The organism is Paenibacillus sp. 453mf (assembly GCF_900116105.1).
Taxonomy (GTDB): domain Bacteria; phylum Bacillota; class Bacilli; order Paenibacillales; family Paenibacillaceae; genus Paenibacillus; species Paenibacillus provencensis.
The window spans coordinates 255,391-276,310 of sequence record NZ_FPAC01000001.1 but is presented as its reverse complement, the minus strand read 5'-3'; the positions used below and the strand labels follow the sequence as shown (position 1 = coordinate 276,310).

The following is a 20,920-nucleotide window of genomic DNA, read 5'->3' as shown; positions in this document are numbered from 1 at the left end:
TGCAACTATTTAAAATGCATCCTTAGCACCGAATATTAATCTTATAGTTTTGAAAATAATCTTTATGTCATACCAATACCTTCGATTACGAATATATTTAAGATCAAGTTCAACCATCTCTTTAAATCCAAGATTATTTCGACCAGATACTTGCCATAAACCTGTACAACCTGGAATAACATATAACCTTTGTTTGTCATATAAAGAGTAATCTGCAACCTCTCTCGGTAAAGGAGGGCGAGGACCTACCATACTCATTTCACCCTTTAAAACATTCCATAACTGCGGAAGCTCATCTAAACTTGTTTTCCTAATAAACTTACCTATCTTTGTTATTCTCGGATCGTTTCTCATTTTAAACATGGCACCACTTATCTCATTCTGTTCAAGTAGTCCTTCCAATAAATCCTCTGCATTGTGTACCATGGATCTGAATTTATACATATAAAATTCTTTTTCATTTTTTCCTATCCGTATTTGTTTAAAAAAAATAGGACCTCTAGGGTCCTCAATTTTAATCAATATTCCTATTAGCAAGAACACCGGAATGAGTATTATGATGCCAAATAACGACGCAATTACATCAGTTAATCTTTTCATAATTAGATACGTTGTATTTGTCTCTTGTAATTCTACATTATTACCTTCATAAACAATTGCCTCTAGAGCTAACTCCCCTTCATTCGTTTGCGGATTGGAGCTCACTCGAATTCACCTCCACCGATTGCTAGTGCTTCAACTGATTCTCTCTCGAGTATTTCACCTAATGCTTTTAATATTGGGATTCTAAGCTCTACATTTTTCAGAGCAAAGTCAATAGAAGTTAGAATAAAGCCTAATTTTTCACCAACATCATGACGAATTCCTTCAAAATCGTAAGCATAGACTCCCTCTGCTTCATTTAATCGTTGAATTGCATCAGTTAATTGAATTTCTCCATGCGTTCCAATTTCTTGATCATCTAAGTAGTCAAAAATCTCAGGATTCAGGATATATCGTCCCATGATCGCAAGATTAGAAGGCGCTTCGCCAATTAAGGGTTTTTCCACGAATCGATTAACTGCACATAATCTCCCATCTGTACTAAGAGGGTCAATAATTCCATATCGATCTGTATCTTCATAATTTACTGACCGAACTCCTACGATAGATTTTCCTAATAAATCGTACTGATTAATTAGTTGTTTTGTACAAGGAACATCAGCGACGACAATATCATCACCTAACAATACTGCAAAAGGCTCATCCCCTATAAAATTTCGAGCACACCACACCGCATGACCAAGTCCTTTTGGTTCCTTTTGTCTTATGTAATGAATATCAACATTGGATGATTTGCGAACCTCTTCAAGCAATTCAAATTTTCCTTTAATTTGTAAAGTATGTTCCAGTTCAAATGCATTATCAAAATGATCCTCTATAGCTCTTTTTCCCTTACCTGTAACAATAATGATATCTTCTATACCTGATGCTACTGCTTCTTCAATGATGTATTGAATAGTTGGCTTGTCAACGATTGGTAACATTTCCTTCGGCATTGCCTTTGTCGCAGGCAAAAATCTTGTACCTAATCCTGCCGCAGGAATGATGGCTTTTTTAACTTTTTTCATACATCATCACCCTATCCTTCTTCTTATATTAGTGTGGATTGACTTAAAAGCACGAGTTGTACCGTTTACTAGTGTAAGTAAAATGTAAGCGATACAATTCTTACTTTCAATTTCATAATAGGGCATTCAACCCTTCCTCACATCACACCATTGACGATTTACGTCTAAGGTTTCACAATCAGTGAATCCCACAGTGTAACCGAGTGCCTACAATGATAGAGGTATAGTAGACATTACCTAAAAATTTTAGTTTTTATTATTTTTCACCGTAATAACTGATATAACTGGATTGATTCTTGTCTAATTGCAAGTTATTAAATACAACGCCTAACAATCTAGAATTAACATGTTCTAAACGAGATTTTGCTTTTTTAACGAGTTCTTTCTTGACTTTTCTAGAGCCAACTACCATAATGACACCGTCACATAAGGAACTTACAATCATGGCATCAGTTACTGCCAAAACAGGAGGAGTATCAAACAAAATCATTTCATATGTCTTCTTTAATTCTTCCAACAAGGTCACCATTTTTTTTGAACCTAGCATCTCAGATGGGTTAGGTGGAATTGGACCTGATGGCAAAACGTCCAAATTATAAAGAGAAGTTTTTTGCAATACCTCTTGGACAAGATACTGACCAGCAAGTGCACTTGATAACCCAGCATGATTAGACACTCTAAACACTTGATGTATAGATGGTTTACGTAAATCTGTATCTATTAACAAGACCTTTTTACCTTCTTGAGCATACGTAACAGCCAAATTGCTAACTGTTGTAGTTTTTCCTTCTCCTGAATGAGCGGATGCTACCATAAGGACTTTGATTTGTTCATCTATAGCTGAAAATTGTACGTTTGTCCGTAAGGTTCTATAGGCCTCTGAAATAGGAGCCTTTGGATTAGTCGCAGTTACAAGATTATGAGAATTATTGGTTGATCGTGGCATATGTACCCTCACCTACCTGCCCATGTGATGATGTTGTATGAATAGATTGTTTTACATCTTCTTTTTTTATTTTTGCAATGACCGCAATGACGGGTAATCCCAATTCTCTTTCAAGTTCTTCTTCTGTTTTAAAAGTGTCATCAAGATATTCAAGCAAAAACACAAGCCCGACTGAAAGCATCAATCCTACAACAAAACTTATGAGTATACTCATTACTGGATTAATATTGATTGGAGCGGCATCTCTTTCTAATGGAGCTTGACTAAGAATCGTAACGTTATCGACTTGCATGATAGAGGGAATTTCTTTCTCAAATATCCTTGCAACCGCATTAGCAGTCTTAGCTGCCTTTTCGTATGAAGTAGCCTGTACTGATAGATTCATTACTTGTGATTCATTTGCAGAGGATACAGTTATCATGGAAGCTAATTGTTCTGGTGTATACTCAAGATCAGGATATGCATTAAGCACCTCATCAAGGATCGCAGAAGACTTTATAATTTCGGTATAGGAATTTATGACCATAATATTGGTTTGTATTAAATTGTAATCCAACATATTTGTACCTTGGCGATCATATGCCTGGTTTACAATTAGTTTTGCTTCTGCATTGTAAAGTGCTGTAGTCATATAAGTTTTAACAGCAGAACCTAAACATGCAATTATTACTATCACGGCTATCAGCCAAATCCTTTTCCGTAAAATACTCATGTACTCCTTGAGTTCCAAAATCTATTCCTCCTTCATTCTTGTAGCGCGCAAAAGTCTCACCATAGCAGTAACCTGCGCCGTGTGTTGACTGGCTCTGCAAGCTCTACTAATCTGTCATCCCATACTCTTCGTGCGTTAGTCTGCAACTTCTCGACCAAATCGGACCCGAATCTTGCTTCGAGTTGATCATACGCAGCTTGGAGTGCAAAATTGCGACGTTGTATATCATGTGCGTCTGATGAAATGAAATGAAACCCATTTTGTTTGCAAAAATGAAAACACCATTTCTGAACTTTTCGACCGAAAAGCCCTAGGAACGATTGAGCGGTGATCTGACACAGTGCACCTTGACTCATATATTGCCTGAGTAATTCAGGCTCTCGCAGGAAGACGGCATTACGCTCTGGATGAGCAATGATAGGTATGATATTCCGGACCTTCAGTTCGTGAAGCAGGTTGGGAAAGAACGAAGGCACCTCTCGGCTCGGCAACTCCAGCAGCATATATTTACTTGAAGCCAAGGTAAGAAGCTCCTCATTATTCAACAGATCGATAAGTCTGGGGTGAATTCGAATCTCCTGACCCGAGCGAACTTGCAAAGGAATGTTATGTTCCCTGAGTTCCAAGTTAAACAACTGTACGGCTTCTTCTACTTGATGACTCGGATTATCGTGACTCACATTCAAGTGATGCGGGGTAGCAATAACCTCGGTGATCCCTGCTGCAACAGCAGCTTGTGCCATAGCCAGTGAGCGAACCATCGATGTTGGTCCATCATCCAGACCAGGCAAGATGTGACAATGAATTTCAATCATAAGCGTGCACCCTCAATACTATGTCCCCCCTCATCAAAATATGTTTCACACATTTATATGGGGTCAAAGAACTAATGCAGGAACTAGATAAATATAGTAAAATGGCGTTATACATAGGCTAAGCTTGAGTATTAATCCGTGAATACGGATAGGGCATGTCTCGGGCTAATGTCCAAGCTTCCGGCTGCTTCTGGAAATAAGAATGAACCGGATACTGCAGCTGATAAATCATCTGATTCAACTGACTATATATATATAGTCTGTGCTCTTCATGAATATGTAACTTAGCAAAATAAAGTGTGAAACTTCCTAACTCCTGCTTCCACTGCAATGTACAATCGAGATGAATGACATTGTTCTTCTGACCTTCCAGTTCCAGCCCTACGAGAAGCTCAGATACAGGAGGAATGATGAGATCGCTTAAGAAGTGAATGGTCTTCTGATTCAATCCAAGAATAACAATGGGACGGCTCCTGCTGTTAATGACTTGCTCTTCATACTTGTGAATATACATACTTGCGTTAATACCCTGACTTCTGACCTGTTTCATAGACTTCCATCCCTTAACATAGTTATTCCCAGGTATGAATGAAGGAATCGGGGTCAAGGATAGAAATGTACGATAAAATGATACAATTTGTAACCTTGTTGTATCCAATTTACGATACAAATCGTATCGTGTCAATAGATTTTTGGACTCATCGTATTTAATATGACGAAGACAGCTAGATTCGGTAAACGTTCATTTAGTAACCAGGAGGAATAAAAATAGATGGATTACGGACATCGCATTGCAGAATTAAGAGAAAAAAGGGGAATGACTCAAGAGGAACTATCCAATGTGCTTGAGATTACGAGAGCTTCACTGTCTCATTATGAGAAGGGAAGGCGCAAGCCGGATTTTGAGACCCTCACCAGGCTTGCAGATACCTTCAATGTATCTGTCGATTATCTGCTAGGAAGAACAAGTCAACCGGAGATGGTGCTCGATGAGGATGTAAGAGGATTCGTTGATGCACTAGAGCTCTCCGATCGGGAGGTACTGAATAAATTCGAGCTCATGATTGACGGCAAGCCGTTGTCAGAGGAAGAAGCACGAAGATTCATCGCCTTCGTACGGATGGAGCGTAATATGGACTCCTGATGTCTGTTCTAGTGTCTGATTATTTAGTCCCATATTTATAATTATTATTGTAGATTCTTGACTGTAGTCCCTCGATGTGAGGGACCTTTTTTTATGTTCAATATATCTCTTATGCCAGTTTCACAGAGGTAAGTTATCCACCTAGCAAATACCAACATTAGTAAGCTGCGACATGAACTTGAGACCTAAGTAATGTATTCACAGCTCTAATATGTCTGTGCTAATCTCTGCCTTATAGCCATCTTAGCGATCTTGAGGGGAAACAAGAGATTGCCACTTCTTCGGATCAATGCCACATTGCTTCAAAACATCCACGATATCAAGCGGTTTCCTCGGGTTGTTCTGGTTCATCGGTTGATCATTGCTCCTGCTTGGATAATCCATGTTCATACCGGACAACCTCTCCTATACCATTTTATATGTATGTTAAATTAACTAGACCTATTATACGAAATATTTCCTAGTAATGTTGTCGTCTCATGGCGGAATGTCAGGTTTTAGAGGTTCTAATTTTGTCGAATAAAAAAATAGGACTTTATAGCGTCCTTCTGAAGTGAAGGTCCTGCTATAAAGTCCTGTTTATTTATAAATTAATTACTGACCAGCACGTGCCAGTTCACGCATATTAGCTTCAAATGCTGCAAGCAATGCCGCATCTCCTGTAAGTCCCTCTGCCTGTACCTTCTCAATCTGTTCAAGCATACGCTTGAAGTCTTTAGGAATGATACGCACGAAGTTACCGACTTCCTGCTGCCAGTTTCCGAGAATCTGCTCGCCCCGGCTGCTGCCTGTGTACTGAACATGGCGGCTGATCAATCCACGCAGATCTTCTTCCTCTGCCGAATCTTCCACACGCTCAAGCAGTACCATTTCAAGGTTAACGCGTGACAGGATGGTTCCTTCCGGATCATATACGTATGCGATACCGCCAGACATACCGGCTCCGAAGTTGCGGCCTGTTCCGCCCAAGATAACAACACGTCCGCCTGTCATGTATTCACAGCCATGGTCACCCACGCCTTCTACAACAACGCGTGCTCCTGAATTACGGACTGCAAACCGTTCACCGGCAATCCCGTTGATGTACGCTTCACCACTGGTCGCTCCATACAATGCTGTATTCCCGATAATAATATTATCCTCGGCAGCAAAGGTAGCGCTTGGAGATGGCTTCACGATCAATTTACCGCCTGAGAGACCTTTACCCACGTAGTCATTGGAGTCCCCTTCAACGGTGAGGGTCATTCCCTTAGGTACAAAGGCCCCAAAGCTCTGGCCTGCAGAACCAACGAATTTGAATTGAATCGTATCCTCTGGCAGTCCAGCTGCGCCATATTTGCGCGTCACTTCGCTGCCAAGAATCGTTCCGACTGCACGGTTCACGTTCGTAATCGGAAGCACGGCTTCAACCAGCTTGCCGGATTCAATTGCAGGCGAAGCCAGTGGAACCAGCTTCTGCATATCAAGCGTCTCTTCTAGCCCGTGATTTTGCTTCTGGATACGAGTTCGAGCAGAATTCTCAGCATCCGCTACATGCAGCAGTGCGGAGAGATCAACGCCCTTCTTCTTCCAGTGTGTAGCTGCGATCTCAGCATCCAGACAATCTGTACGTCCAACCATCTCGTCGATCGTTCGGAAGCCAAGCTCAGCCATCAGCTCACGAGTATCATCCGCGATGAAACGCATGAAGTTCACGACATGAGCCGGATCACCCATGTAGTTCTTGCGAAGCTGAGGATTCTGAGTAGCTACCCCTACTGGGCAGGTATCCATCTGACATACACGCATCATAATACAGCCCAAGGCGACAAGTGGTGCTGTAGAGAAGCCGTATTCTTCTGCGCCAAGCAGTGCAGCGACAACGAGATCACGGCCGTTCAGCATCTTGCCGTCTGTCTCGATGACCACACGATCACGCAGATTGTTCAGCATGAGCGTCTGATGCGTCTCTGCAAGGCCAAGCTCCCAAGGCATACCCGCATGTCTTATCGAGCCTTGAGGCGAAGCACCTGTTCCGCCATCATATCCACTGATATGGATGACATCGGCACGGCCTTTGGCTACACCGGCAGCAATCGTTCCTACACCAGCCTCAGATACGAGCTTGACATTAATATCTGCTCTTGGATTCGCATTCTTCAAGTCATAGATCAGCTCTGCCAGATCCTCGATCGAATAAATATCGTGATGCGGTGGTGGAGAAATCAGGCCGACACCTGGTGTCGAGCCGCGGACTTCAGCTACCCATGGATAAACTTTACGACCCGGAAGCTGGCCTCCCTCACCCGGCTTTGCCCCTTGAGCCATCTTAATCTGGATCTCATCGGCATTCACAAGATAGTTCGAAGTTACACCAAAACGTCCGGATGCAACCTGCTTAATCGAGCTGCGGCGTGAGTCTCCGTTCGCGTCAGGCGTGAAGCGAGCCGGGTCTTCCCCGCCTTCACCGGTATTGCTCTTGCCGCCGATGCGGTTCATTGCAATCGCCAGATCTTCATGCGCCTCTTTGCTGATGGAACCGAAGGACATTGCACCTGTCTTGAAACGACGCATAATGGACTCTGCCGATTCCACTTCGGACAGTGGGATCGCTTCACCATTTGGCTTCAGCTTCAGAAGAGAGCGGATCGTCAGCTTCTTCTCATTCTCGCCTTGAACCAGCTTCGCATATTTCTTATAGAGATTATAATCTCCTGTTCTAACTGCGTGCTGCAGGGTGTGAATGGTCTGCGGTGTGAAGAGGTGATCCTCTCCGTCATTACGCCATTGATATTCACCACCGGAGTCCAGCACTTTATCGTTACCGTCTTTGTCCGTAAACGCGCGGTTATGATGCACAAGTGCTTCTTCTGTCACTTCCTCGATACCGATTCCGCCGATACGAGAAGGTGTCCATGTAAAGTAACGGTCTACAAATTCACTATTCAAACCGACAGCCTCAAAAATCTGAGCCCCGCGGTAAGATTGAATCGTCGAGATTCCCATCTTCGACAGAATCTTAACGACCCCTTTGGTCGCTGCTTTAATATAATTCTTCACGGCTTTGTCATGAGAGATGCCGCGCAGCATGCCTTGCTGAATCATATCATCCAATGTCTCGAATGCGAGGTAAGGATTCACTGCACTTACGCCGTAGCCGAGAAGCACCGCATAATGGTGCACCTCACGAGGTTCTCCGGATTCCAGCAGGATGCTGACTTTGGTCCGTGTCCCTTGACGAATGAGATGGTGATGCAGACCCGATACGGCCAGCAGTGCTGGAATAGCTGCATTCTCCGCATCCATGCCGCGGTCGGACAGGATGAGTATATTATGCCCTTTCTCAATAACCCGGTCCGCTGCTTCAAACAGGACGTCCATCGCTTTCTTCAGACCTTCGGCTCCTTCCTTCGCTGGGAAGAAGATCGGAATAGTCATGGAACGGAAGCCTGGTCTGCGGATATGACGAATCTTAGCAAATTCTTCATTGGATAAGATCGGAGTCGCTAAACGGATTTGTCTTGCGCTCTCGGGTTCCGGAATAAGCAGGTTACGCTCTGATCCAATGGTCGTCAGCGTCGATGTTACGATCTCTTCACGAATCGCATCAATCGGCGGGTTGGTTACTTGGGCAAACATTTGTTTAAAATAGTTATAGAGTCTTTGAGGACGATCCGACAAAATCGCAAGCGGTGCATCATAGCCCATGGAGCCTGTTGCTTCCATGCCTGTGGATGCCATCGGCTCAATTACTTTGCGCAGCTCCTCGAAGGTATAACCGAATGCCAGCTGAAGCTGATTTATGTTATCATGCTTCGGCTCCGGAAGCTCAGGAGCATCAGGAAGCTCATGCAGATCCACCAGATGCTCGTTCAGCCATTCCTGATACGGCTCTTCTGAAGCGATCTGTGCCTTCACTTCACTGTCCGAAATAATACGTCCTTCTCTGGTATCAACAAGCAGCATACGTCCAGGACGCAGTCTGTCCTTGTACAAGATATCCTCAGGTGCAATATCAAGCACACCCACTTCAGAGGAGAGAACAATACGGTCATCCTTGGTTACATAGTAACGTGCAGGACGAAGTCCGTTCCGGTCCAGGATGGCACCAATCTGCACACCGTCCGTAAAGGCCATAGCGGCAGGTCCATCCCATGGCTCCATTAGTGTGCTGTGGTATTCATAGAATGCCTTCTTCTCGGCATCCATTCCTTCATCATTGCTCCAAGGCTCTGGAACCATCATCATGGCCACATGAGGCAGGGAGCGTCCGCTCAAATACAGAAATTCGAGTGTATTATCAAACATGGCCGTATCAGAACCGTCCGGGTTAATGACCGGTCTGACTTTGGACAGGTCGTCTCCAAAAATTTCACTCTCAAACAGCGACTGACGTGCATGCATCCAGTTCACGTTACCGCGCATCGTATTAATCTCACCATTATGAATCATGAAACGATACGGATGCGCTCTCTCCCAGCTCGGAAACGTATTCGTACTGAAACGGGAGTGCAGCAGAGCCATCGCAGATTCAACACGCTCATCCTTAAGATCAAGATAGAACTGGCCTACTTGCTCGGTGGTCAGCATCCCTTTGTATACAATCTTGCGGCAGGACATACTCGGGATATAGAAGGAATTTGCATCCTTCACCTGATCGGAGTAACGAATTGCCTGCTCTGCCCGGCGGCGAATAACATACAGCTTCCGTTCAAATTCAAGCTCATTCTGGATTCCTTCAGCACGGCCGATAAATGCTTGACATACATAAGGCTTCGCGGCCAGAGCAGATTTACCCAGCATCTCGTCATACGTCGGAACTTCACGAATTCCTAAGAACTCTTGTCCTTCTTCCTGTACAATCTGTTTCAGAATCGCAAGGTGCTCATTACGAACGTCTTCATCATTAGAGGTAAAGATCATACCAACTCCGTAATGACCCGGTTCAGGAAGGGCAAAGCCAAGGCGCACAGCCTCTTCTGCAAAAAAACGATGTGGAAGCTGAATCAGAATACCGGCTCCGTCACCGGAATTCGGCTCACTTCCCTGTCCACCACGATGCTCCATATTGCTCAGCATCGTCAGGGATTGACTGACAATATCATGGGAAGGCACGCCTTTGATGTTAGCTACAAAGCCCATACCGCAAGCGTCTTTTTCGAACTGAGGGTCGTATAAACCCTGTTTAGGAGGTAATCCAGTCTGTCTCATGGAACGCAACCTTTCTATTACGAAAAATTTTGTGAACATCCGTGACAAAAGTGACTTAACGATGGGACAAGCAACACTTGGATGACAGCGCCGTAACAAACTTGTTTAAGATCCGCTCAGGCTCCCGCTGCCAGCTGATTGTGCATAAACATAAGGTAGAACCGTTTATAAGTATAGTTCTATCATTTTAACATCGACCTTACATCAGCGCAATTCAAAATTTCTATAGGTTTGATAATTAATATCTTGCATTACAGCTTTAGCGTATCGACGTTTATTACCAACATATTTTTGGATAATTATTCATTCCTAATACAAATAAGATGCATTGATTGGTCCCTCATGTTTATATTGTTTTTTATTATTTCCTCTCGCATGTCACATTTGAATGGAGCTTTTATCTAAAAATTTGTACAATCCTTCTACGTAAGCCCTATCATTTGTCCCCTGCTGCTACCATGAGTGGATTCATCCAGATAACAGCCACTTTGCCAGATCAACGGTCAACATAAAACAAAGCCGCATCCCATGTTAATTAGGACACAGCTTTGTTGATAAATTCTGCTTATAGTCAGATTACACAGTTTACACAGTGACAACTTCTCCGTTATTCTGCTGGGAATCTTCTGCAACAGAAGCTTCTGCTCTTCTGCGGCCGCTCCACAGGAAATAGAACAGCGTCAGCAGCAGAGAGATACCGGCATAGATTCCGAGTAAGACAGCCTTATCCCACATGAGATCGAAGTTGCCGCTCATAATGACTCCTTTGTATCCGATCACGCTATGATACATTGGCAGTAGTGCACTGATCGGCTTCATCCAGTCTGGCAGCAGCTCAAGCGGGAACGTACCGCCGCTTGTCGCCAGCTGGAATACGAGCAGCACGATGACTAGATAGCGCCCTACCAGATCAAGCCAGGTAACTAGCGCCTGAACGATCATCATGGAAGTAAAGCCTACAATAATCGAGAAGGTGTAGAACAGCGGTACACTCGCGACTTCAAGCTTCAAGCCGTACAGCATGAAGGTCGCCAGGATCACAGCCTGCAGCACGCTCATTCCGCCAAAGGCAAGGAACCGACTTATGAACCTGCTCCACGGGCCAGCACCCGGTACGCTTGTTTCTCTCATGTTCAGAATAATGGTCGTAATCAGTGCCCCGACAAACAAGCCGATCGACATGAAATATGGAGTGAGACCTGTACCGTAATTGGCTACCCCTCTGGTCTCATCTTCGATTGTTTGGACAGGCTCAGCAAACATGCTGACCACATCATCTGTTCGGTGCAGCTCAGCGGTATCCGACGCTGCATCCTTTAATTTGGTTGACAGCTCACTCGAGCCATCCTTAATTTCACTGAGCCCGTTATGAAGCTGACCCGCGCCATCGGTCAGCTGAGCTGAGCCATCTGCCAGTGTGGTAACGCCACCCGTCAATTCTCCAATACTGCTAAGCAGTGTTCCCGTTCCGGTGTACAGCTCTGATGCTCCCACGCTCAGAGATTGACCACCGCTAGCAGCCTCTGACAGCTTCTCACCAAACAATGCCAAGTTGGAGTTCAGCTCTTCTTGACCTTGTACCAAAGTATCTGCACCTGCAAGCAGCTGTTCTTGACCGGCTGCCAAGGCAGAGGCTCCAGAGGCAAGCTCCTTGTGTCCCGAGAGAAGCTGCTGCGCACCCGCTGCAAGCTTCTCATTCCCTTGATCCAACGCCTGAGCACCGCTGAGCAGCTGCTGGTCAGCGGCATGAAGCTGACCCGCTCCTTCCGCCAGTGACTGACTTGCTGCAAGGAGCTTCTTCACTTCTGGACTCGCGGCAAGCTCCGGATTAGACTCGGCCAATTGCTGAAGTCCCGCCGCAAGGGTCTCTGACCCGGCTGCCAGCTGGCCACTTGCCTCTTCCGCAGCAGAGAGTCCGCTGCTTAGCTGCGCACTTCCCTGCTTCGCCTCCTGCAAGCCTTCGTTCAGTACACTGGCTCCTTGCTCCGCAGAAGTAAGACCTTCGCTCAGCGATGCCGCGCCATCTCTCGATGAAGCAATGCCATCCTGCAATTCCACAGCGCCGTTCTGCAATTTCCCGGTTCCTTCTCTCAGCTGGCCTTCTGCCGTGACGAGCTGGTTCAAACCGGTCGACAGTTCATTGGCTCCGGTGTGAAGCTGTGCTGCTCCGTCATTTAATGTCTTCACTCCGTCCGCCAGAGGATCCATTCCTTGTTGCAGCTCCAAGGTGCCCTCCGTCAGCTTCTTCAGATTATCCTGGAGTGTCACAGCCCCGTCATCCAGCTTAACTGCTCCTTCGTTAATATCCCTCGCTCCATCTCCTGCTTCTCCAAAGCCATCGGATGCTTCAGAGAACTTATCCAGCAAAGTTTCCGTATACGATTCCGTTACAGCGGAGGATACTTGCTTACTGATTTCTTTGATCGCCGTATTGCCGATCTGAGCCCCGACAAAGTTATAGGTTCCGTTCGGTTCATAGACCAGTTCGGCTGGACTTGGTTTGTCATCGAGCAGTGTCGTAGCTCGAGCCGAGAAATCCTCAGGAATGGTAATCTTCATGTAATACTTATTGTTATCGATCCCCTCCTGAGCTTCCTCATTATTGACAAACTGCCAGTCGAACTCGGGGTCCTCCTTCAGCTCTTCTATCAAATCCTGACCGATCGTCAGACTCTCGCCTTCAAAATCGGCCCCCTTATCCTCATTAACCACGGCAATCGGCAGCCTTTCCAGATGATTGTACGGATCCCAGAAGGCTGTCAAATAGATCCCTGTGTACAGAATCGGAATACAGATCACCGCAATGATCGGAATCAGTTTTTTGGGATTCTTGACAGCCCTGAGTAAATCTTTAGCAAAAACAGATAATGATTTCATTTCGCCTTACTCCTTCTCCATTGCACTATTTGACCGAAATCCCCATTCGGTCATTTCATTTGAAAAAAATAAACATTTCTGTACCAGAGATGTTTGACCTTGATAAGCTGAATATGAACAAGCCGGCCTCCACTTCCATGCTGTGTGAATACCGGCCATCACTGCTGAGCTATCCTACCGCTTCCTGCGACAGGCCGTTTACAAGAAACAACTGTAGATATTGCTTGATCTCTTCCTTGCTTAGCGGTTCATTGGTGCGATTCCAGTCTGAAGTGAGCGCAATATACAGCTTGAACATAATAAAAGCTACGACCTTCGGATCACATGGCTTAATTTCACCTTTGTCCATTGCGGTATGAAGCTGCTTCTCCAAATACCCTGTAATGACAGCTTCTACTTTCTCATGACCGGCCTTCGCCTGCGCCGTTCCGAATTCTCTGACTTCTTGAGACAACTTGATGAGCAGCTCATGCTGCTTCCTGAACTCTAATAGGGCATCAAGAATACGATATAAATTCGTAATAAAAGTCTGTTCAGAATCAAGCTCCCGTTCTGCTAGCTCCTTCATCTCCCGAATAACATCATGCAATATTTCATCGAACAGCTCTTCTTTATTCGTAAAAAAAGTATAAATCGTGCCTTTCCCGACATTTGCGATCTTAGCTACCTGATCCATCGTCGTCGCTTTATAACCAAATAGAGCAAAGGACTGGGCTGCGGCCTGAACTATGAGTTTGCGGCGATCTACCTGTGCCAACATGTCTCCTCCCTCTTTGTTATATTCATTATTGACCGAAATTCATTTTTAGTCACTTAGTCAAAACCAACTTTAACACTTTTATTTCTTTTTAGCAAGAAAAATCACATTTTTTGAGACTTATTCTGTGCCAAATCCGTTTAATGTATTGCAGGGTTTTATTACTGCAGTTTCGTCATATGATTTAGAGATCTGTATACATACCGAATAGCAAAATCTCATTTTATGAAATAGGTGAATGTATGAAGAAGAAGAGAGTGCTCTTGCTGTCAGAAGGGTTCGGTACCGGACATACACAAGCAGCACACGCCATTGAGAAGGGGCTTAAAATTCTATACCCACATGTGAATGCACGTGTCATTGAGCTTGGCAAAATTCTGAATCCCACGGTAGCCCCATTCATTCTGGGTGCCTATCGTAGAACGATCACGATGAGCCCCGGGCTGATCGGACTAATTTATCGAACAAATTATAACCGAAGCTTGACCGGATTTCGAAGACTCGCGCTTCACCGGCTATTTTACAACCACGCCAAGAAGGTGCTGACACAGCTGAACCCGGATGTCATTATTTGCACGCACCCTTTTCCGAATGCGGTTATTTCCAGATTAAAGCGGCTTGGACTAGACATTCCGCTGTATACCTTAATCACAGATTACGATGCCCATGGGACCTGGATCAGTCCTGAGGTCAATCAATACCTCGTCTCGTCGCCCAAGGTTGAGAGAATGCTGCTTGAGAGAAACGTAGATTCCCAGCGAATTCGAATTACCGGCATACCGGTTCATCCTGACTTCTGGAACAAGCAGCCGAAGGATGCGGTCCGAGAAGAGCTTGGACTGAGAAATATCCCTACTGTCATGATTATGGGGGGAGGCTGGGGGCTGCCGCTTCAGGACCAGTTCATGGAGGACATTGCTTCCTGGAAGGGTAAGATTCAGCTCGTATTCTGTGTCGGCAACAATGAGAAGCTGGCTGAGCGATTAAGGGAATCTGCCATGTTCCAGCACCCAGATATTCATATCATAGGCTACACACGCAAGGTAAGCAAATTAATGGATGCTTCGGACCTTCTCGTGACCAAGCCGGGCGGCATGACCTGTACAGAAGGACTGGCCAAGGGACTGCCTATGCTGTTTGCTCCCCCGCTGCCCGGGCAGGAGGAAGAGAATTGCGATTATTTTGTAAAATCCGGATATGGCGCTGTTCTTAAGAACTCGTATGTACTTCATCAGCAATTCTCGAGATTACATCATCTACATGCGAACGGCATTGCAGCGAGTGGTGCTGATGCCAGGCTGAATGAATATCAGCCAGAGGCCTGCACAAGAACCGTTCATGAGCTGCTTATGCAGAGCTCGAGCCGCCGCACTCCGGTTATGCAATATGCTTCCCGCTAACTCGCCATCCAATTCCATACCATATCCAAAAAAGAGCTGCATGCCCATTCGTCCAAGATCGGCGAATTACGCAAATGCAGCTCTTATTATATCCTCAGATCTATTACTCGTCTGTATTACAAGTTACAGTGATGTGCTCGCTCCCGGCTCTAGTATAACAGCCTCGATCTCCTTTTGGCTCTCCTTGCTCAGAAGCTGACCGAATTGGTTCGGATCCTGCTCAAGCGCTGGGAACGTATTGTAGTGAATTGGAATCACCTGTTTCGTGCGGATCCAGGTGGCTGCAATTACTGCATCCTCCGGGCCCATCGTCAAACCATCGCCGATCGGAAGCGCAGCTATGTCTATATTGTTCAATTCTCCAATAATACGCATGTCGCCAAATAAAGCCGTGTCTCCTGCATGATACAGCGTCTTGCCGCCCATCGTCAGCAGAATGCCTGCAGGTTGTCCCAAATAAACAGGCTTCCCATCCATATCGAGGGACGAACTGTGGAATGCCAGCGTAAACTTCACCTTGAACCCGTCAAACTGATGGCTGCCTCCTGTATTCATGTGATGTGCCTTCACACCTTGTTTCTGGCAATAATCAGCCAGCTCGTATACGGCAACGACCGGGCAATCATTCTCTCTAGCTATCGCAAGGGTATCACCAAAATGATCCGAGTGTGCATGAGTCAACAGCACTGCATCCACTTTGACATCTTCCGGGGCAATCGTTGCCTTCGGGTTTCCTGTTAGAAAGGGATCGATAATGACCCGTTTGCCTTCAGCCTCAACCAATAAACAAGAATGACCATAGTACGTGATTTTCATAGATTACTACCTCCTAAGCATAGGTTATACCCCGTGTAATAACGGACATATCATATCCATTATAACACTTGTTGAATCAATTCCATAAATCGTTAAAAAGGTATTATGAAATTGATTCTGCCTATTTATAAAAGGTATGGTGACCAATCGTTTTCACCTTTTCTTGAGAATGGTGTACAGTAAGATCGTCAGCCAGGGTAATAGATAAGAAATAGAGCGTATCATCCGGTACTTCCTTGCGTCCGTGCATGGCTTCGTTTACAGCTTGAATAGCGTCCTCGTTAGGCGTCACACGGTCCATACGGCCGTTCGCAACAGGACTGAATTGATATTTCTGGTATATAACATCCTTAATGGTATCGGGATAATTGGCTGACCGCAGCCGGTTTAAGACAACATTAGCTACAGCTACTTTGCCTTCGTACGGTTCACCTTCTGCTTCTGCCATCACAATTTTTTGCAGCATCAGCAGTTCCTTATCCGTCACGGGGTAGTCCCAGGTCGATTTGTCTTTATCTGCCTGAGTTAATAATTCCGTACGGGTAAAGAATATCGTTTCGGGGGGAGTTGTTTTCATTTCTTCAGCGGATAGTCGGGCAAGAGCTTTCTGCTCCTCCAGCTTCTGTTGCTTCTGTATAGCCGCCAGCTTCCTCTCTTTCTCGGCTTGCTGCTGTTCTTTGAGAGCCTGAGCTTCCAAATGTTCAGCTGCCTTGATCGAAATATAGTCAGTGGCAATGCGCGGTGTGCCTACCGCCGTCACCAATTGGTTTGTAATTTCATGACTTGCAGATGTCTTTGTCATGGATTTCGCAGCAGCTGCTCCGTCCCCTTCAGAGCTTGTCCTGCGAATGTGATCTGCCTCCTCATCAGCAGGAGCGGACTTTGCCGTCTCCGGCGTCTCCTTCGTTGCACTATCCCCATATACTTCAACAGCCTTAACAATAAGGCTGGCCCCCAATATAAAAACTAGCAGCACGATCATCAGAGGTGCTACCCAGCGAATCTCTCTATTTGTATTCATAATGACCTCCTGTTATATCGGCACAATTCTACTTAACTGTAACCAAAAATGCAAGGTTTGAATAACAGAGAATATAACAAATGTAGTCTCTACAACAGGGAAAAGTACGATGTCCGAATGCTTGTCCACATCAAAAATTCCGTTGATCTATCAAGCTTTTTCACACCCGAACACCTGATCCCAAAAAATACTAAATGAAAAAATATAATTTTTGTGAACTTTATTTTTTTTATCTCAAATTATATCTTTTTTATGGTTGTAAAAGCTATAAATGGTTATAGATTACCATATTAAGGAGTCTATGAATTTATGCATTATAAAACGTAATTTCCTATCATTTCATACATCGGCTTCTGTCCCATATTGGTCTTATATAGCACAAATTCTTCCACCATCCAGGTATCATCCCAAGCTCCATCCGCAAGCTCATCCAGATTAAAGGAGCGGCGAAGCTCCTGATTGAATTTACGAGCTGTTGTAATATGCGGGCGATAGGGCCGATCCTCAGGTACAAACCCTAGAGGTATGGTTGATTGTACGATGGACTGTTGTAGTGAAAAAAGGCTGTCCAATTCACCTTCCACCCCTCTCCACAATACTCTCGGTACCTCTTTGGAACCAAAAACGCCCGGCTCCCCAATCTTGAGCGGAAAGGGCTGTACTTGATTGGCCGCTTCCTGCAAAGACTCATGCAGCTTGTCAATGAGAGCTGGCTCCGTATCGCCCAAGAACTGCAAGGTAATATGATAATCATCTTGATGAGTCCTATTTCGAAAAGGAAGCTGGCCCTTGTGATGCTCCATCCAATGATGGAGCTTATTTTTCAACGCATCCGGGATCCGGATAGCGGTAAAGAGACGTGCCTTGTTATGTGACATATGATTAACCTCACTTTATGTTTTTTTACAACCATTATTCACCAGAATATAATAACAATATCCTAGTACTAGTACCAGGTACTAATTTCAGTTAATTAGGTATATTTTCCATGGAAACATATGACTTACAGCCTATTTTACACCAAAACAATTGGTTTAAATTATCTGTCTTCCCTCTAATTCATCATTTCCTTATCCATCTGATCCTATGTAAAGAAACGAGCACTCTGCCGTACCAAATAGAATGCAGCAACAAATGTCTTCTTGCATATTCAACGTTAAAATTTTTTTCCTACTATATAATATGTATTCAATAGCATAATGAATTCAATGTCACCGTTCATGTCAAATAAGTATACAGAACTCATCTTCTTACCCACGCTACTACCAATATATAACACTTATACATAATATTACACTTATTACGGAAACATCTTCACTTTTCAGCTTCGAGTGAACTTCTTCTATCAAGAGCCGCCGAGAGTACTCCGGCTTCCTATAGGAGTATTCATTATTATATACCCACATCCTATCGAACTGAGTTACAATTGCCCACTTGGCTCAACACTGCTACACTAGAGCTATTATGGTAGCAGGAGGAGATCTAGATATGAGCAGTATTGTAAGCTTACATGCATTTACAGAGTCACAGCAACAGCTAGTTCAAGAAATAGCCCCTGATTACAAACTCACAATAGGCAAGGCCAAGGAACTGGATTCTTCCATCCTGAAGAACGCGGAAATATTGGTAGGCTGGGCCCGAAACCATGCGGATACGCTGCTTGATCCGGACAGTAAATTGAAATGGGTTCAAACCTGGTCTGCTGGAGTCGATTCTCTTCCTCAGGCAGAGCTGGGTAAACGAAATATTCTGCTGACGAACACAAGTGGAATTCATGCCATACCGATCTCAGAGATGGTGTTCGGTATGCTGCTGTCTATGTCCCGCATGCTGAAGCAAGCGATTCTGAATCAAGCAAGTCGGAACTGGGACTCAACCGATACCGCTATGAGTGAACTTCATGGCAAGACTATTGTTATCGCGGGTGTAGGGGAGATTGGAACCGCAACAGCCAGACTGGCAGAAGCTTTCGGTATGAATGTTGTTGGTGTCCGCAAATCCGGCAAGCCTGCCCCTCATGTAAGCAAAATGGTAAAGATGGAACAGCTGGAGGAAGTCTTGTCTGAGGGAGATTACATAATTAACATCCTTCCTCTTACGGAGGATACGAAGCATCTATTCAACGAACAGACTTTTGGCGCAATGAAGACAGGTGCTTGCTTTGTTAATGTAGGGCGAGGTGCAACGGTTCAAACTTCTGCTCTGGTTAAGGCATTAGAAGAGAAGAAGCTCTCCGCTGCAGCGCTCGATGTTTTCGAGGAAGAGCCGCTGCCAGCCGATCATCCACTGTGGGGAATGGACAATGTTCTGATCACTCCGCATTTTGCCGGCAGCACGCCGCATTATTCCGAACGTGCCTTCGAAGTCTTCCTTGAAAATTTGAAGGCGTATGTGAAGAATGAGGATCTACCACGTAATTTGGTAGATTACAGCCGTTCCTATTAACCATCCTGAAGATGGATAATAGGTTTCATTAGCTTCATTCATTCGTTTAATCGTAATATAACATAAGGTCTGCTCCTCTCTGCCGTATACAGCAGCTGAGGACCAGACCTTATATGACTTTCACTTCATTTTAATAGGTTACTGCTTAACCTTAATGTTCACACAACCATATATCTCGAATGAATGTCCCCTTCGTGACCTGGAGGTGATGCTGAATCTTCCATCCTGACATGTTCAACTGCTCCTCTAGTGGCTCCGTACTAATAATGACGGCCTCATCAGCAAGTCTCCCGAGACTCCGAAGCATTCCTAGCTGCTCCTCCATAGACAATACGGAGCACAGATTGTAGGGTAGATCAAGTACGGCACGGTCGGCATGACCGGTTAGATCATTCATGTCTCCTAAGGTGACAAGACGGGAGTCGTAACCATAATACTGCAGATTGACTCTCGCCCCCCGAATCGCCAGTGGATTCAGATCATTGCCTCGAATCGCGATTCCCATCGAAAGAGCTTCGATCAATACATTTCCCATACCGCAGCAAGGATCAATTATGGAGACCGCGTCCCCTTCAGGAGCTGCCACATTGACTATTGCTCTTGCCATTCGTGAGCTGAGTCCTGTCGAATAATTATATGGCTTATTCTTATGCTGCAGCCATATCGGCTCTGCATACCGAACGACACCTAATACCCATGTATTCTCCAATTGCATCAACCCATAGGTTATATCAGGATCCTTCATTTTGGCGGTCCCTGTAATGCGCTCCCCTGCCCTGCGCTCAAGCTTCCGTTGTTCATCATACGAATAGGGAACGCCTTCCTTAATATATACAACTTTAAAGGTACAATCCTGCGGTACTTGAAGCGCAAGTGAATCGATATCTGCAAGCAGCCCGAGGAACTCCTTATTCTCAGCCAGGACCTCGAGACGCAGCTTGATGAACGGACTTCGTGACGGATCGATGAGGCGACTGGAACGAAGATAAGCTTGCTCTGGCGGTATACTTATGCCCAGAAGCCGCTGCAGCTCCAAATGACAAAGAGCCTGTTCACTTTCGTGACAGGCATAAGTGTATAGCAAATCTGTAGGATGATGTTCTTTATTGAGTGTATGCGTCATTAACAATCTCAGCAATTCCCTTCTGAATAGTGAATACAGCAGTCACAATGTTGAATAACAAGGC

Annotated in this window: 17 protein-coding genes; 3 read left to right on the top strand and 14 right to left on the bottom strand. The window is 44.9% G+C overall.

The genetic code is table 11. The annotated features are described in order from the left end of the window. Positions 1 to 9: 9 nt before the first annotated feature. The 6 genes from BM415_RS01185 to BM415_RS01160 all read right to left on the bottom strand — a co-directional run bounded on the left by BM415_RS01185 (position 10) and on the right by BM415_RS01160 (position 4,633). On the bottom strand, positions 10 to 657 hold the full coding sequence (locus BM415_RS01185; protein WP_244533241.1) for a sugar transferase: 648 nt from the start codon (positions 655 to 657) through the stop codon (positions 10 to 12). A 44-nt stretch (positions 658 to 701) separates the two neighbouring features. Beyond that, complete coding sequence (gene galU, locus BM415_RS01180) at positions 702 to 1,610, bottom strand: UTP--glucose-1-phosphate uridylyltransferase GalU (protein ID WP_091153718.1); 909 nt, start codon at positions 1,608 to 1,610, stop codon at positions 702 to 704. A gap of 256 nt (positions 1,611 to 1,866) precedes the next feature. After that, on the bottom strand, positions 1,867 to 2,556 hold the full coding sequence (locus BM415_RS01175; RefSeq protein ID WP_091153716.1) for a CpsD/CapB family tyrosine-protein kinase: 690 nt from the start codon (positions 2,554 to 2,556) through the stop codon (positions 1,867 to 1,869). Further along, positions 2,537 to 3,286 carry a YveK family protein gene (locus BM415_RS01170; protein ID WP_091153714.1) on the bottom strand — a complete coding sequence of 250 codons (750 nt, stop codon included), beginning with the start codon at positions 3,284 to 3,286 and terminating at the stop codon, positions 2,537 to 2,539. The genes BM415_RS01175 and BM415_RS01170 overlap by 20 nt, the downstream gene beginning before the upstream one ends. Before the next feature lie 38 nt (positions 3,287 to 3,324). Further along, complete coding sequence (locus BM415_RS01165; protein WP_091153712.1) at positions 3,325 to 4,083, bottom strand: tyrosine-protein phosphatase; 759 nt, start codon at positions 4,081 to 4,083, stop codon at positions 3,325 to 3,327. A gap of 118 nt (positions 4,084 to 4,201) precedes the next feature. Then, positions 4,202 to 4,633, bottom strand: coding sequence for a hypothetical protein (locus BM415_RS01160; protein ID WP_091153709.1), 432 nt, complete (start codon positions 4,631 to 4,633; stop codon positions 4,202 to 4,204). Positions 4,634 to 4,855: 222 nt separating this feature from the next. On the opposite strand from BM415_RS01160, the gene BM415_RS01155 reads away from it, so the two are divergent. Next, complete coding sequence (locus BM415_RS01155) at positions 4,856 to 5,227, top strand: helix-turn-helix domain-containing protein (protein WP_091153707.1); 372 nt, start codon at positions 4,856 to 4,858, stop codon at positions 5,225 to 5,227. Between the two features lie 243 nt (positions 5,228 to 5,470). Here the strand turns inward: BM415_RS01155 and BM415_RS24935 are convergent, their stop codons facing one another. The 4 genes from BM415_RS24935 to BM415_RS01140 form a co-directional block, all read right to left on the bottom strand. Beyond that, positions 5,471 to 5,617, bottom strand: a complete 147-nt coding sequence (locus BM415_RS24935) for a hypothetical protein (protein WP_170862332.1) — start codon at positions 5,615 to 5,617, stop codon at positions 5,471 to 5,473. 204 nt (positions 5,618 to 5,821) lie between these two features. Next, positions 5,822 to 10,417: a glutamate synthase large subunit gene (gene gltB, locus BM415_RS01150; protein WP_091153704.1), complete on the bottom strand. Its 4,596-nt coding sequence runs from the start codon at positions 10,415 to 10,417 to the stop codon at positions 5,822 to 5,824. A gap of 585 nt (positions 10,418 to 11,002) precedes the next feature. Further along, the gene (locus tag BM415_RS01145) at positions 11,003 to 13,294 is read right to left on the bottom strand and encodes a YhgE/Pip domain-containing protein (RefSeq protein ID WP_091153701.1); all 2,292 of its coding nucleotides are present in this window, start codon (positions 13,292 to 13,294) and stop codon (positions 11,003 to 11,005) included. A gap of 169 nt (positions 13,295 to 13,463) precedes the next feature. Continuing rightward, complete coding sequence (locus BM415_RS01140) at positions 13,464 to 14,051, bottom strand: TetR/AcrR family transcriptional regulator (protein WP_170862460.1); 588 nt, start codon at positions 14,049 to 14,051, stop codon at positions 13,464 to 13,466. 242 nt (positions 14,052 to 14,293) lie between these two features. Between BM415_RS01140 and BM415_RS01135 the strand changes: the two genes are divergently transcribed. Further along, positions 14,294 to 15,451, top strand: a complete 1,158-nt coding sequence (locus BM415_RS01135) for an MGDG synthase family glycosyltransferase (RefSeq protein ID WP_091153697.1) — start codon at positions 14,294 to 14,296, stop codon at positions 15,449 to 15,451. Between the two features lie 123 nt (positions 15,452 to 15,574). Here the strand turns inward: BM415_RS01135 and BM415_RS01130 are convergent, their stop codons facing one another. From BM415_RS01130 to thpR, 3 genes are all read right to left on the bottom strand, one after another. Further along, a complete protein-coding gene (locus BM415_RS01130) occupies positions 15,575 to 16,267 on the bottom strand; it encodes a metal-dependent hydrolase (protein WP_091153691.1) in 693 nt (230 codons plus the stop codon). Between the two features lie 121 nt (positions 16,268 to 16,388). Then, positions 16,389 to 17,288: a cell wall hydrolase gene (locus tag BM415_RS01125; RefSeq protein ID WP_091153689.1), complete on the bottom strand. Its 900-nt coding sequence runs from the start codon at positions 17,286 to 17,288 to the stop codon at positions 16,389 to 16,391. A 314-nt stretch (positions 17,289 to 17,602) separates the two neighbouring features. Then, complete coding sequence (thpR, locus tag BM415_RS01120; protein ID WP_091153686.1) at positions 17,603 to 18,166, bottom strand: RNA 2',3'-cyclic phosphodiesterase; 564 nt, start codon at positions 18,164 to 18,166, stop codon at positions 17,603 to 17,605. Positions 18,167 to 18,776: 610 nt separating this feature from the next. Between thpR and BM415_RS01115 the strand changes: the two genes are divergently transcribed. Then, positions 18,777 to 19,733, top strand: a complete 957-nt coding sequence (locus BM415_RS01115; protein ID WP_091153684.1) for a D-2-hydroxyacid dehydrogenase — start codon at positions 18,777 to 18,779, stop codon at positions 19,731 to 19,733. A 151-nt stretch (positions 19,734 to 19,884) separates the two neighbouring features. On the opposite strand, the gene BM415_RS01110 is transcribed toward BM415_RS01115, so the two are convergent. After that, entirely contained in the window at positions 19,885 to 20,856 is a 972-nt protein-coding gene (locus BM415_RS01110) for a TRM11 family SAM-dependent methyltransferase (RefSeq protein ID WP_091153682.1), read from the bottom strand. Positions 20,857 to 20,920: the final 64 nt, after the last annotated feature.